The organism is Enterobacter sp. SES19, assembly GCF_011765665.1.
In the GTDB taxonomy this organism is placed as follows: domain Bacteria; phylum Pseudomonadota; class Gammaproteobacteria; order Enterobacterales; family Enterobacteriaceae; genus Enterobacter; species Enterobacter pseudoroggenkampii.
This window is the reverse complement of sequence record NZ_CP050320.1, coordinates 3,962,905-3,977,088: the sequence shown is the minus strand read 5'-3', so window position 1 is coordinate 3,977,088 and position 14,184 is coordinate 3,962,905. Positions and strand designations below refer to the sequence as shown.

The window sequence follows — 14,184 nt, the reverse complement described above, 5'->3', positions numbered from 1 at the left end:
ACCATGTCTGTAATTAAGATGACCGATCTGGATCTGGCTGGTAAACGCGTTTTCATCCGTGCCGATCTGAACGTACCGGTTAAAGATGGCAAAGTGACCAGCGACGCGCGTATCCGTGCATCTCTGCCAACCATCGAACTGGCTCTGAAGCAGGGCGCGAAAGTGATGGTCACCTCCCACCTGGGTCGTCCAACTGAAGGCGAGTACAACGAAGAGTTCTCTCTGCTGCCAGTGGTTAATTACCTGAAAGACAAACTGTCCAACCCGGTTCGCCTGGTGAAAGATTACCTGGACGGTGTTGACGTTGCAGCCGGTGAACTGGTTGTTCTGGAAAACGTCCGCTTCAATAAAGGCGAAAAGAAAGACGACGAAACCCTGTCCAAAAAATACGCTGCACTGTGCGACGTATTCGTAATGGATGCCTTCGGTACGGCTCACCGCGCGCAGGCGTCAACCCACGGTATCGGTAAATTCGCAGACGTAGCGTGTGCCGGTCCTCTGCTGGCTGACGAACTGGAAGCGCTGGGTAAAGCACTGAAAGAACCTGCTCGTCCAATGGTGGCTATCGTTGGTGGTTCTAAAGTTTCTACCAAACTGACCGTTCTGGATTCCCTGTCTAAAATCGCTGACCAGCTGATCGTTGGCGGTGGTATCGCGAACACCTTCGTTGCCGCTCAGGGCCACAACGTGGGTAAATCCCTGTACGAAGCAGACCTGGTTGACGAAGCCAAACGCCTGCTGAGCACCTGCGATATCCCGGTTCCAACTGACGTTCGCGTCGCGACCGAGTTCTCCGAAACCGCAACCGCGACTCTGAAGTCTGTAAACGACATCAAAGATGAAGAGCAGATTCTGGACCTGGGCGACGTTTCTGCACAGAAACTGGCTGAAATCCTCAAAAACGCAAAAACTATCCTGTGGAACGGTCCGGTAGGCGTGTTCGAATTCCCGAACTTCCGCAAAGGGACTGAAATCGTTGCTAACGCTATCGCAGACAGCGAAGCGTTCTCTATCGCAGGCGGTGGTGACACCCTGGCAGCAATCGACCTGTTCGGTATCGCTGACAAGATCTCCTACATCTCCACTGGTGGCGGCGCATTCCTCGAATTCGTGGAAGGCAAAGTACTGCCAGCAGTAGCAATGCTCGAAGAGCGCGCTAAGAAGTAAGCCATTCAAGGGCAGGGAAACCTGCCCAATTTTCAGCGCGCTTTTAAGAGCTCGCACCTTTTCTAACGGCCGAAGATACAGGACTAAGCAACATGTCTAAAATTTTTGATTTCGTAAAACCTGGCGTTATCACTGGTGATGACGTACAGAAAGTGTTCCAGGTAGCTAAAGAAAACAACTTCGCTCTGCCAGCAGTTAACTGCGTGGGTACCGACTCCATCAACGCCGTACTGGAAACTGCTGCTAAAGTTAAAGCACCGGTTATCGTTCAGTTCTCTAACGGCGGCGCTGCGTTCATCGCAGGTAAAGGCGTGAAAACTGATATTCCTCAGGGTGCTGCAATCCTGGGCGCTATCTCTGGTGCGCACCACGTACACCAGATGGCTGAACACTACGGTGTTCCAGTTATCCTGCACACTGACCACTGCGCGAAGAAACTGCTGCCGTGGATCGACGGTCTGCTGGACGCGGGTGAAAAACACTTCGCGGCAACCGGTAAGCCACTGTTCTCTTCTCACATGATCGACCTGTCTGAAGAGTCACTGCACGAAAACATCGAAATCTGCTCTAAGTACCTGGCGCGCATGGCCAAAATGGACATGACCCTGGAAATCGAACTGGGTTGCACCGGTGGTGAAGAAGACGGCGTGGACAACAGCCACATGGACGCTTCTGCACTGTACACCCAGCCAGAAGACGTTGATTACGCTTACACCGAGCTGAGCAAAATCAGCCCACGCTTCACCATTGCAGCGTCCTTCGGTAACGTACACGGCGTTTACAAACCAGGCAACGTGGTTCTGACCCCAACCATCCTGCGTGATTCTCAGGAATACGTTTCCAAGAAACACAACCTGCCGCACAACAGCCTGAACTTCGTCTTCCACGGCGGTTCCGGTTCTTCTGCTCAGGAAATCAAAGACTCCGTAAGCTACGGCGTAGTGAAAATGAACATCGATACCGACACCCAGTGGGCAACCTGGGACGGTATTCTGCAGTACTACAAAGCGAACGAAGCTTACCTGCAGGGCCAGCTGGGCAACCCGAAAGGCGAAGACCAGCCGAACAAGAAATACTACGATCCACGCGTATGGCTGCGCGCTGCCCAGACGTCCATGGTGACCCGTCTGGAGCAGGCTTTCAAAGAACTGAACGCGATCGACGTTCTGTAATTTGAGCTGCTAACAGCATCAGAAGGCCCGCAAATGCGGGCCTTTTTTTATGCTTTTTCAATACCCTGCCGGACCGGTTTTTGTGATCTGTTTGGCAATACTTGCGCTTTTTGTTTACCCTTTACGGACCTGCCTGTCTCCATGGGGGATGGATTTTGTGTTTTGGTTTAACAAAAGGAAGAATAAATGGAACAACTCGATGTTGTAGACAGCATCAATAACGCCGGTAACTGGCTGGTGCGTAACCAGGCGCTGCTGCTGAGCTATGCCGTGAACATCGTCGCGGCGATTGCCATCATCATCGTCGGGATGATCGTGGCGCGTATCGTATCTAACGCGGTTAACCGCGTAATGCTGGCCCGTCACATTGACGCCACGGTGGCTGACTTTCTCTCCGCACTGGTGCGCTACGGCATTATCGCCTTTACGCTGATTGCGGCGCTGGGCCGCGTGGGCGTGCAGACCGCCTCCGTTATTGCCGTTCTCGGTGCCGCCGGTCTGGCCATTGGTCTGGCGCTGCAGGGCTCACTTTCAAACCTGGCGGCAGGCGTTCTGCTGGTGACCTTCCGTCCGTTCCGTTCCGGCGAATACGTTGATCTTGGCGGCATTGCCGGGACCGTGCTGCAGGTGCAGATTTTCTCAACGACCATGCGTACCGTCGATGGTCGCATCGTGGTCGTACCTAACGGGAAAATCATCGCGGGCAACATCATTAACTTCTCCCGTGAGCCGGTGCGTCGTAATGAGCTGATTATCAGCGTGGCGTACGATTCCGATATCGATCAGGTGAAGTCGCTGATTAGCAACATCATTGCTTCAGACGATCGCATTCTGAAAGACAAAGAGCAGACGGTTCGCCTGAACGAACTGGGCGCGTCCTCCATTAACTTCGTGGTGCGCATCTGGAGCAAGAGCAGCGATCTGCAAAACGTGTACTGGGACGTGCTGGAACGCATTAAGCGCGACTTCGACGCCAACGGCATCAGCTTCCCGTACCCGCAGATGGACGTAAACGTCAAAAAAGTTAAAGAAGCAGAATAACGTCACCCGTAGGCCCGGTAAGCGCTAGCGCCACCGGGCTTTATTTTTATAAGCCCCGCTAATCCCCAATTAAAATTATCCATTTCCTCTAATGTGATTTGCGCAGTATAGTCGGCTTCCAGAACAACTCTGCGAGAAAATCGTCATGCTATCTTATTATTTTCAAGGGCTTGCATTAGGCGCGGCCATGATCCTTCCGCTCGGCCCGCAAAATGCGTTCGTGATGAACCAGGGCATCCGCCGCCAGTATCATCTGATGATTGCCCTGCTGTGCGCGGTAAGCGATTTACTGCTGATCTGTGCCGGGATTTTTGGCGGCAGTGCATTGCTGATGCAGTCTCCCTGGCTGCTGGCGCTGGTCACCTGGGGCGGCGTGGCGTTTCTGCTATGGTATGGTTTTGGTGCCCTGAAAACGGCGATGAGCAGCAACCTCGAGCTGGCGAGCGCGGAGGTCATGAAGCAGGGCCGCTGGAAGATTATCGTCACCATGCTGGCGGTCACCTGGCTTAATCCGCATGTTTATCTGGACACCTTTGTGGTGCTGGGTAGCCTGGGCGGTCAACTGGACGTAGAGCCGAAACGCTGGTTTGCTCTCGGTACGGTCAGCGCCTCGTTCCTCTGGTTCTTCGGTCTCGCCATTCTGGCGGCATGGCTGGCACCCCGTCTGCGTACGGCCAAAGCCCAGCGCATCATTAATACCCTGGTGGGGCTGGTGATGTGGTTTATTGCCTTTCAGCTGGCAAAAGAGGGGATTCACCACGTTCAGGAATTGTTCAACTAATCCTTGTCTTATGGACAACTGAACAAGACCCGCTAAGCTTGCTGGCATGCGCCCTGTTAATGGGCACTCTTCGCAACATGGAGGAATAACAGTGAAGTTTAAGGTGATGGCCCTGGCGGCATTAGTAAGTTTTGGTGCGGTGTCGGCGCAGGCAAGTGAACTGCCGGATGGCCCGCACATCGTCACTTCTGGCACCGCAAGCGTGGACGCGGTACCCGATGTTGCAACCCTGGCAATTGAGGTGAATGTGGCGGCGAAAGATGCGGCAACGGCCAAGAAGCAGGCTGACGATCGTGTTGCGCAATATCTCTCTTTCCTCGAGCAGAACGGCGTCGGTAAAAAAGATATCAACTCTGCGAACCTGCGTACTCAACCCGATTACGACTACCAGAATGGCAAAAGCATCCTGAAAGGCTACCGTGCCGTGCGTACCGTTGAAGTGACCGTGCGTCAGCTGGATAAGCTTAACTCGCTGCTGGACGGTGCGCTGAAGGCAGGCCTGAACGAGATCCGTTCCGTGTCGCTGGGCGTTGCGCAACCGGAGAAATACAAAGACGAAGCGCGTAAGGCGGCGATTGATGATGCCATTCACCAGGCGGAACAGCTGGCTTCTGGCTTTAAGAGCAAGCTCGGCCCGGTTTACAGCGTGCGTTACCACGTCTCTAACTACCAGCCAAGCCCGATGGTACGGATGATGAAGGCTGATGCAGCCCCGGTGTCCGCTCAGGAAACTTACGAGCAGCCAACCATTCAGTTCGACGATCAGGTGGATGTGGTCTTCCAGCTGGAACCCGTTGCAGCACAGCCGAAACCTGCACAATAAGCAACAGGCCGGGTAAGGCGTAGCCGCCACCCGGCTTATTTTTTAATCCTGCCTCAACACCTTGTGCCCGTACGCCAGCAGCGCGTCGGTGACGTTGCGCATCATCCGGCTTTCCGGCGCAAAACGGTGCCAGTAGAGCATCCGACGCTGATACAGCCCCGGCGTTAAGTCAATCAGCTCACCGCTTTTCAGCTCTTTCTCAATCTGCAGATGCGGAATCATGCAGCAGGTGGTGCCCTGGCGCGCAAGCTGCACGAAGGCTTCAGACGAGTTGACGATATGGCAAGGCACGCTGCCCGGCGGAAGATCGAAGTTTTGCTGCAGGAACGCCTGATGCATATCATCCAGATGGTCGAACGCCACGGCAGGGGCTTTCAGCAGCGCCGCGCGGGTCACCCCGTTGGGGAAGTAGCGCTCGGCAAAGGCTTTTGAACCCACAAACAGGTAATCCAGTGCGCCTAACTGATCGACAAGGCAACTCGGCAACGCCTGAGGCTGGATACTGACCGCCCCAACTACCTCACCGCGACGCAGGCGCTCCTGGGTACGGGTTTCATCTTCAACCTGTAAATTCAGGCGGATAGGGGAGTCAGCTAATACCGGCGCCAGGGCTGGCAGCAGCCAGGTCGCCAGACTGTCGGCGTTGACCGCCAGAGAGAGCAGCAGCGGCGTAGAGCCCGTTTGTTCGTCACCCAGCCACTCGTCTTCCAGCAGTTCAACCTGGCGCAGCAGGGCGAGGAGCTTTTGTCCCTGCTCGGTTGGCCGTGGCGGCACGGTACGCACCAGCAGCGGCTGGCCGAACATGTTTTCAAGCTGTTTGATACGCTGTGATACGGCGGACTGCGTGATGCAAAGCTTTTGCGCCGCGCGCTCAAAACCTCGTTCACGAATAACTGCATCAAGTGCCTGTAGTGTTCTGTAGTCCGGACGTTTCATTGCTCTGGCTGGCTCCTTAATTTTGCTTATTCTGCACTATGACACAATTTTCCCTTTGTGGCAGACGAATTCCATTCGACGTGTTCTATAATGCGCCCTGAGTTTTCACACCACAGGCAAAACGATCATGACGCAGGATGAACTGAAAAAAGCAGTAGGATGGGCCGCTCTCCAGTACGTACAGCCGGGTACCATTGTCGGTGTCGGTACGGGATCAACCGCGGCACACTTTATCGATGCGCTGGGCACGATGAAGGGGCAGATCGAGGGCGCGGTTTCCAGCTCTGATGCTTCCACGGAAAAGCTGAAAAGCCTCGGCATTACCGTTTTCGATCTCAACGAAGTGGATCGTCTGGGGATTTACGTTGATGGCGCGGATGAAATCAACGGCCACATGCAGATGATCAAAGGCGGCGGCGCGGCGCTGACGCGCGAAAAAATCATCGCCTCCGTTGCGGACAAGTTTATCTGCATCGCAGACGCCTCCAAGCAGGTTGACATTCTGGGCAATTTCCCGCTGCCGGTCGAAGTGATCCCGATGGCGCGCAGCGCGGTTGCCCGTCAGCTGGTGAAGCTGGGCGGTCGTCCGGAATATCGTCAGGGCGTAGTCACCGACAACGGTAACGTGATCCTCGACGTTCACGGTCTGGAAATTCTCGACGCGATTGCGCTGGAAAATGCCATCAACGCTATCCCAGGCGTAGTGACCGTAGGGCTATTCGCCAACCGTGGCGCGGATGTGGCGCTGATCGGCACCGCTGACGGCGTGAAAACCATCGTAAAATGATCTGACGGGGGGAGTCCTCCCCCCGCTAAAAAATTTTTGAAAAGCTAAATTCGGTGACTTGTGTCACGTTTTTGAGCCTCTTTTGCCGATCCTGCCGCGTTTGTAAATTTCCATAGCATTTTCCTCTGACATTTTGCTCTGTATGACTTTTCTTCAGAGTGCCGACGCAAACGTTCATATTGCTGCAATAGTTTTTTTTGATATGTTGGCTACAGCGGATTCATATCCAGCACAACATCAGTTCAGACAAAAACAGGGTCGGGTAAATGGCAAAGGTATCACTGGAGAAAGACAAGATTAAATTCCTGCTGGTCGAGGGCGTGCATCAAAAAGCAATCGATAGCCTTCGTGCGGCAGGTTACACCAACATCGAATTTCACAAAGGGGCGCTCGATACCGAAGAGCTGAAAGCGTCCATCCGTGATGCCCACTTCATTGGCCTGCGATCCCGTACTCACCTGACTGAAGACGTTATTGCTGCGGCGGAAAAGCTGGTGGCTATCGGCTGCTTCTGCATCGGTACCAACCAGGTTGACCTGAATGCTGCCGCCAGACGCGGTATTCCCGTCTTCAACGCCCCGTTCTCCAACACCCGTTCCGTGGCGGAGCTGGTGATTGGCGAACTGCTGCTGCTGCTGCGCGGCATTCCTGAAGCGAACGCCAAGGCGCACCGCGGCGTGTGGAACAAGCTGGCGTCTGGCTCCTATGAAGCGCGTGGTAAAAAGCTGGGGATTATCGGCTACGGCCACATCGGTACGCAGCTCGGTATTCTGGCTGAATCCCTGGGCATGCACGTGTTTTTCTACGATATCGAAAGCAAGCTGCCGCTGGGTAACGCCACCCAGGTTCAACACCTCTCTGATCTGCTGAACATGAGCGACGTGGTGAGCCTCCACGTGCCGGAAAATGCGTCCACCAAAAACATGATGGGCGCGGAAGAGCTGGCGCTGATGAAGCCGGGCTCACTGCTGATTAACGCCGCGCGCGGCACGGTTGTCGATATCCCGGCACTGGCGGATGCGCTGAAGCGTAAGCACCTGGCGGGCGCGGCCATCGACGTGTTCCCGACGGAGCCTGCCACCAACAGCGATCCGTTTACCTCTCCGCTGTGCGAGTTCGACAACGTGATCCTGACGCCACACATTGGCGGTTCTACCCAGGAAGCGCAGGAGAATATCGGTCTGGAAGTAGCGGGTAAACTGAGCAAATACTCCGACAACGGTTCTACGCTCTCTGCGGTGAACTTCCCGGAAGTGTCGCTGCCGCTGCACGGTGGCCGTCGTCTGCTGCACATCCACGAAAACCGTCCGGGCGTGCTGACCGCCATCAACCAGATCTTTGCCGAGCAGGGCGTCAACATCGCCGCGCAGTATCTGCAAACGAACTCGCAGATGGGTTACGTGGTCATTGATATCGAAGCGGATGACGATGTTGCCGAGAAAGCGTTGCTGAGCATGAAGTCTATTGCGGGGACGATTCGCGCGCGTCTGCTGTACTGATGGTGCGAGGTAAATGCAAAACGGTAACGATAGTTACCGTTTTTTATGTTTTCACCCTCTCCCTTTGGGGGAGGGCTGGGGTGAGGGCCTCAGGCTGCCTGTTTCACCACTCCCACAACTTCGATGGCGTCACTACCGCCGGCAACGGCACATCCCACTTCTCTACCGGCAACGCCTCCACGCCCTGACAATCATGCGCGTAACCCACCGGCTGCACCCCGTACTGCTGCCAGTTTTGCAGCGTCCTGTCATAAAAACCGCCGCCCATCCCTAAACGCTGGCCCTGTTCATCAAACGCCACCAGCGGCGCGATCAGCACGTCCAGTTCAGAGAGCGGCAGCACGTCGCGGACGTCGAGTTTCGGCTCCGTGATTTTCAGGCGATTCACCACCAGCTCGCTGTGCGGGTGGTAGTGCAGAAACAGCAGATTACCGTCGCTAAACGGATGCAGCACCGGCAGATACACCTTCTTCCCGGCGCGCCAGAGCTGTTCTATCAGCGGCTGGGTATCCAGCTCTCCGTCAAATGACAGAAACAGCGCAACGGTGTGCGCCATTACGACAGGGGGATACGCCATCATACGGGCGGCGGCCTGCTGGGCAAAATGCGCTTGCTGAACGGCGGTTAACGCACGGCGGCGCTGACGAATGAGCTGACGAATGTCCTGGCGTGAAGCCGAAACTTCAGGGAATTGAGTCATGGTAGTCGGTAGAAGAAAAGAGAGGGAATCTCCGAGATGCCGCCGCAGGCTGTAACCCTTGAACCCTTGGTTCAAGGTGAATGTGTCGTCATAGTTTTAAGGCTTCTCGGACGGACCGAGCATGCTCACCAACCATGGAGCGCCACATTCTTGTGGTATGAAATATCGGCTCAGGGGACTGGCCCGCTTGCGAACATCTCAGAGAAATTTTGTCTTCACAGTTACTCTACCATAGTCAACTGAGAAGTGTTATTCAAACTTTGGTCCCGGTCTTTCGGGATTGCGACCTTGATCAAGCAATGCCTGTTCTATGGTCTGCTGGAGCATTTTAATGCGCTGCTCCATGCTTGCCGCGTAGTCGCGGGTCTTCGCTTTTTCCTGAGTCAGTTCATAGCTGATGTTCAACGCGGCGATGAAAACCAGCTGCTCAGTATTTGTGACTCTAGTGCGTTCTTTTAGATCTTGCAACCGCTGATTCAAATCGTCCGCTGCCTGATTCAAAGCATCCCTTTGTTCAGGCGGACAATTCACTCGCAGTGAACGGCCAAAAATCTGGAGATCGACGGGTTGTGCAGACATGCCACCTTCCTGCTGATTGACTGCGCTGCCTTCGCTTACTGCCCCGGGGGCTGCGAAGGGGCGACACTATAGCTACCCTGATGTGAAGATACAAGCCCTTTTCTGGTATCACCAGGGTCCAAAGTGGTAGCATATCATGAAACTTCCCCCCTTTGACGACGAATGCTCATGTCTATACAGAACGAAATGCCTGGTTACAAGGATTTAAACCAGTTACTGAACCAGCAGGGAGTCGGTTTAACCCCTGCCGAAATGCACGGTCTGATCAGTGGCATGCTGTGCGGCGGAAACAGCGACAGCTCATGGCAGCCGCTGATCCACGACCTCACGAATGAAGGGCTGGCGTTTGGTCACGAGCTGGCGGAAGCGCTGCGTAAAATGCATGCCGCCATCAGTGATTCGCTGGAAGACGATGGCTTCCTTTTTCAGCTTTATCTGCCTGAAGGCGATGACGTCAGCGTGTTCGATCGCGCCGATGCGCTGGCCGGCTGGGTAAACCACTATCTGCTGGGGCTGGGCGTGACGCAGCCTAAACTGGATAAAGTCACCGGCGAAGCGGGTGAAGCGATCGACGACCTGCGTAACATCGCCCAGCTTGGCTACGATGAAGACGAAGACCAGGAAGAGCTGGAAATGTCGCTTGAAGAGATCATCGAGTACGTGCGCGTGGCGGCACTGCTGTGCCACGACAACTTCACGCGCTCACAGCCGACCGCGCCGGAAGTCCGCAAGCCAACCTTACATTAAGAAAAATAACGCACAGGAGGGTGTCATGGTTATCTCAAGTCAAGAGTATTCGCGCCGCCGTCAGGCGCTGCTGGCAACAATGCAGCCGGGCAGCGCCGCGCTGATTTTTGCTGCGCCCGAAGTGACGCGCAGCGCCGACAGCGAATATCCCTATCGCCAGAGCAGCGATTTCTGGTACTTCACCGGCTTTAACGAGCCGGAAGCGGTACTGGTGCTGATTAAGAGCAATGACACCCACAACCACAGCGTGATTTTCAACCGCGTGCGCGATCTGACGGCCGAAATCTGGTTTGGCCGCCGCTTAGGGCAAGAGGCCGCACCGGAAAAGCTGGGCGTTGACCGCGCGCTGGCGTTTAGCGAAATCAACCAGCAGCTCTATCAGTTGCTTAACGGCCTCGACGTGCTCTATCACGCGCAGGGCGAATATGCGTACGCCGATGAGATTGTCTTCACCGCGCTGGATAAGCTGCGCAAAGGCTCGCGGCAGAACCTGTCCGCACCGGCCACGCTGACGGACTGGCGTCCGGTGGTGCATGAGATGCGCCTGTTCAAGTCTGAAGAAGAGCTGAATTTGATGCGTCGTGCGGGCGAAATCAGCGCGCTGGCGCACACCCGCGCGATGGAGAAATGCCGTCCCGGGATGTTCGAATACCAGCTGGAAGGCGAAATTCACCACGAATTTAACCGTCACGGCGCACGTTATCCTTCCTACAACACCATCGTTGGCGGCGGGGAAAACGGCTGCATTCTGCACTACACCGAAAACGAAAGCGCGCTGCGCGACGGCGATCTGGTGCTGATTGACGCCGGTTGCGAATATCAGGGCTACGCGGGGGATATCACCCGAACCTTCCCGGTGAACGGTAAATTCTCGCCGGCACAGCGCGCGATTTACGACATCGTTCTCGAATCCCTTGAGACGGCGCTCAGGCTGTATCGTCCCGGAACCTCCATGCAGGAAGTGACCGGTGAAGTGGTGCGCATCATGATTACCGGTCTGGTCAGGCTCGGGATCCTGAAAGGGGATGTCGACACCCTGATTGCTGAAAATGCGCATCGACCGTATTTCATGCACGGCCTAAGCCACTGGCTGGGGCTGGACGTGCATGACGTTGGCGCATACGGCACCGACCGTTCGCGCGTGCTGGAGCCGGGCATGGTGTTAACCGTGGAGCCGGGTCTGTATATCGCGCCGGATGCCGACGTGCCTGAAGAGTACCGCGGGATTGGCATTCGTATTGAAGACGACATCGTGATTACCGAAACCGGTAACGAAAATCTGACCGCGAGTGTCGTGAAAAACGCTGACGATATTGAGGCGCTGATGGCAGCGGCACGCGCATGAGCGTGATTATCGTTGGCGGCGGCATGACCGGGGCCACGCTGGCGCTGGCCATTTCACATTTGACGAAAGGCCAGCTTGCGGTGCACCTGGTGGAAGCCGTTGCGCCAGAGGCGTCCAACCACCCCGGTTTTGATGCCCGCGCCATTGCGCTCGCGCAGGGCACCTGCCAGCAGCTTTCCCGCATTGGCATCTGGCAGGCCATTGCCGACTGCGCCACGGCAATTAAAACCGTTCACGTCAGCGATCGCGGCCATGCTGGCTTTGTCACCCTGGACGCGCAGGATTATCGTATTGATGCTCTTGGGCAGGTTGTTGAGCTGCATGACGTCGGATTGCGTCTGTTCCGCCTGCTTCAGGACGCGCCGGGCGTTACGCTGCATTGTCCGGCGCGTGTGGCCAGCGTGAGCCGTAGTGAGGCGTCGGTTAGCGTGACGCTGGAAAACGGCACCGTCCTTGAAGGCCAGCTTCTGGTCGCCGCGGACGGTTCGCGCTCGTCGCTCGGCGCCCAGTGTGGCGTGAAGTGGCGCCAGCAGCCTTACGGCCAGGTGGCGGTCATTGCGAACGTCGCTACCGCAGCTGACCACGACGGCAGGGCGTTTGAGCGCTTTACGCAGCATGGTCCGCTGGCGATGCTGCCGATGTCGGACGGGCGCTGTTCCCTGGTGTGGTGTCATTCGCAGGATAAGGCTGAAGAGGTGAAGGCCTGGTCAGACGAACGTTTTTGTACCGAGCTGCAAAAAGCCTTTGGCTGGCGGCTGGGGCGTATCACCCATGCCGGCCAGCGGGCGGTCTATCCGCTTGCGCTGACTACGGCGTCTCAGTCCATCTCTCATCGTCTGGCGCTTGTCGGTAACGCCGCGCAGACGCTGCATCCCATCGCGGGGCAAGGCTTTAACCTGGGCTTACGCGACGTCATGAGCCTGGCCGAATCACTGGCGCAGGCATGGGGTGAGCAAAAAGACTGTGGGGCGTATTCAGTGCTTAGCCATTACCAGAAGCGCCGCAAGGCGGATAAAGAGGCCACCATCGGTGTGACCGATGGTCTGGTCCATCTTTTTGCCAATCGCTGGGCACCGCTGGTTGTGGGCCGCAACCTCGGGCTTATGGCGATGGAACTATTCATTCCGGCACGTGACGTGCTGGCGCAGCGGACCCTGGGTTGGGTCGCGCGTTAAGGAGTTATCACCGTGCAAAATGTTGATGTCGCCATCGTTGGCGGCGGTATGGTCGGACTGGCATTGGCCTGTGGTTTACAGGGCAGCGGCCTGCGCGTGGCGGTGCTGGAGCAAAAGCAGCCTCAGCCCGTTGCCCCGGATGCCCCGCCGGAACTCCGCGTCTCGGCGATCAATGCCGCCAGCGAGAAATTGCTGACGCACCTTGGCGTCTGGTCAGATATTGTGGCGCAGCGCGCCAGCTGCTATCACGGCATGGAAGTGTGGGATAAAGACAGCTTTGGTCATATTGCTTTTGATGATGAAAGCATGGGCTATAGCCATCTGGGTCACATTGTTGAAAACGCGGTGATCCACCACGCGCTGTGGCAGAAAGCACAGCAGTGCAGCGACGTGACCCTGATTGCGCCTGCGCAGATCCAGCAGGTGGCGTGGGGCGAAAACGAGGCGTTTATCACCCTGCAGAGCGGCGACATGCTGACCGCGCGTCTGGTGGTCGGTGCTGACGGTGCCAACTCCTGGCTGCGTAATAAAGCCGATATCCCGCTGACCTTCTGGGACTATCGTCATCACGCGCTGGTGGCAACGATCCGCACCGAAGAGCCGCACGGCGGCGTGGCGCGCCAGATTTTCCACAACGACGGCATACTGGCGTTCCTGCCGCTTGCCGATCCGCACCTGTGCTCGATTGTCTGGTCCCTGGTGCCGGAGAAAGCCCAGCAGATGCAGGAGGCAACGCCGGACGCCTTTAACCAGGCGCTGTGCGTGGCCTTTGATAACCGCCTTGGCCTGTGCACGCTTGAAAGCGAGCGTCAGGTGTTCCCGTTAACCGGCCGCTACGCGCGTCAGTTTGCCGCGCACCGTCTGGCGCTGGTGGGGGATGCGGCGCATACCATTCATCCGCTGGCCGGGCAGGGCGTTAACCTTGGCTTTATGGACGCGGCGGAGCTGGTCGAGGAGCTGCGTCGCCTGCATCGCGAAGGGAAGGACATCGGGCAGCATCTCTATCTGCGCCGCTACGAGCGCAGCCGCAAGCACAGTGCGGCGATGATGCTGGCGGGCATGCAGGGCTTCCGCGAGCTGTTTGCTGGGGCGAATCCGGCGAAAAAACTGCTGCGCGACATCGGACTCAAGCTTGCTGACACCCTTCCGGGCGTTAAACCCCAACTCCTCCGTCAGGCGATGGGTCTTAACGACCTGCCGGACTGGCTACGTTAATTTAGACCCCTGTCACACTTTCTTTTCCCGGCCTCTGCGCCGGGGAAATTCCCTCGTTTGAAATATTCTAATTTCACGTCATTTTTCGCATTAGATAATCTAATGTCGCGTTTTTCTCGTTACGGAAATTCGGCCCGATTTTCCGCACGAAATATCACCATGTGCTAAATCCTGTTAGATCATTGTTAATTTTGTGCGGGGTTAATCGCATTTTTCC

The 14,184-nt window shown here is 56.3% G+C and carries 14 protein-coding genes and 1 other RNA gene; 11 read left to right on the top strand and 4 right to left on the bottom strand.

The features are described from left to right. The first annotated feature begins 3 nt into the window (after positions 1-3). The 5 genes from pgk (at position 4) to GXP72_RS18840 (ending at position 4,984) form a co-directional block, all read left to right on the top strand. Positions 4-1,167, top strand: coding sequence for a phosphoglycerate kinase (gene pgk, locus GXP72_RS18860; protein WP_024906565.1), 1,164 nt, complete (start codon positions 4-6; stop codon positions 1,165-1,167). A gap of 92 nt (positions 1,168-1,259) precedes the next feature. Then, entirely contained in the window at positions 1,260-2,339 is a 1,080-nt protein-coding gene (gene fbaA / locus GXP72_RS18855) for a class II fructose-bisphosphate aldolase (RefSeq protein ID WP_008499731.1), read from the top strand. Positions 2,340-2,525: 186 nt separating this feature from the next. Then, entirely contained in the window at positions 2,526-3,380 is an 855-nt protein-coding gene (gene mscS / locus GXP72_RS18850) for a small-conductance mechanosensitive channel MscS (RefSeq protein WP_024906566.1), read from the top strand. Between the two features lie 145 nt (positions 3,381-3,525). Next, positions 3,526-4,161, top strand: coding sequence for an arginine exporter ArgO (gene argO / locus GXP72_RS18845; protein WP_021242063.1), 636 nt, complete (start codon positions 3,526-3,528; stop codon positions 4,159-4,161). A 91-nt stretch (positions 4,162-4,252) separates the two neighbouring features. After that, complete coding sequence (locus GXP72_RS18840; protein ID WP_090418596.1) at positions 4,253-4,984, top strand: oxidative stress defense protein; 732 nt, start codon at positions 4,253-4,255, stop codon at positions 4,982-4,984. A 42-nt stretch (positions 4,985-5,026) separates the two neighbouring features. On the opposite strand, the gene argP is transcribed toward GXP72_RS18840, so the two are convergent. After that, positions 5,027-5,920, bottom strand: coding sequence for a DNA-binding transcriptional regulator ArgP (gene argP, locus GXP72_RS18835; protein ID WP_008499727.1), 894 nt, complete (start codon positions 5,918-5,920; stop codon positions 5,027-5,029). Between the two features lie 127 nt (positions 5,921-6,047). On the opposite strand from argP, the gene rpiA reads away from it, so the two are divergent. Continuing rightward, positions 6,048-6,707 (top strand): ribose-5-phosphate isomerase RpiA, encoded by a 660-nt coding sequence (gene rpiA / locus GXP72_RS18830; RefSeq protein ID WP_014885151.1) that lies wholly within the window; start codon positions 6,048-6,050, stop codon positions 6,705-6,707. A 266-nt stretch (positions 6,708-6,973) separates the two neighbouring features. Next, positions 6,974-8,206, top strand: a complete 1,233-nt coding sequence (gene serA / locus GXP72_RS18825; protein WP_024906569.1) for a phosphoglycerate dehydrogenase — start codon at positions 6,974-6,976, stop codon at positions 8,204-8,206. A 103-nt stretch (positions 8,207-8,309) separates the two neighbouring features. Here the strand turns inward: serA and GXP72_RS18820 are convergent, their stop codons facing one another. The 3 genes from GXP72_RS18820 to zapA all read right to left on the bottom strand — a co-directional run bounded on the left by GXP72_RS18820 (position 8,310) and on the right by zapA (position 9,485). Further along, complete coding sequence (locus GXP72_RS18820) at positions 8,310-8,906, bottom strand: 5-formyltetrahydrofolate cyclo-ligase (protein ID WP_090418593.1); 597 nt, start codon at positions 8,904-8,906, stop codon at positions 8,310-8,312. 24 nt (positions 8,907-8,930) lie between these two features. Beyond that, positions 8,931-9,114, bottom strand: a non-coding RNA gene (gene ssrS, locus GXP72_RS18815) — 6S RNA. A 41-nt stretch (positions 9,115-9,155) separates the two neighbouring features. Continuing rightward, complete coding sequence (zapA, locus tag GXP72_RS18810) at positions 9,156-9,485, bottom strand: cell division protein ZapA (RefSeq protein WP_006811891.1); 330 nt, start codon at positions 9,483-9,485, stop codon at positions 9,156-9,158. Positions 9,486-9,653: 168 nt separating this feature from the next. On the opposite strand from zapA, the gene GXP72_RS18805 reads away from it, so the two are divergent. From GXP72_RS18805 to ubiI, 4 genes are read left to right on the top strand one after another with little or no spacing between them, the layout of a single operon-like run. Further along, positions 9,654-10,232 (top strand): YecA family protein, encoded by a 579-nt coding sequence (locus GXP72_RS18805; protein ID WP_024906571.1) that lies wholly within the window; start codon positions 9,654-9,656, stop codon positions 10,230-10,232. Between the two features lie 31 nt (positions 10,233-10,263). Further along, positions 10,264-11,577, top strand: coding sequence for a Xaa-Pro aminopeptidase (gene pepP / locus GXP72_RS18800; protein WP_090418935.1), 1,314 nt, complete (start codon positions 10,264-10,266; stop codon positions 11,575-11,577). Further along, a complete protein-coding gene (ubiH, locus tag GXP72_RS18795) occupies positions 11,574-12,752 on the top strand; it encodes a 2-octaprenyl-6-methoxyphenyl hydroxylase (RefSeq protein ID WP_090418590.1) in 1,179 nt (392 codons plus the stop codon). Before pepP ends, ubiH begins: the two co-directional genes overlap by 4 nt. 12 nt (positions 12,753-12,764) lie before the next feature. Continuing rightward, entirely contained in the window at positions 12,765-13,967 is a 1,203-nt protein-coding gene (gene ubiI, locus GXP72_RS18790; protein ID WP_024906574.1) for an FAD-dependent 2-octaprenylphenol hydroxylase, read from the top strand. The last annotated feature ends 217 nt before the right edge of the window (positions 13,968-14,184 follow it).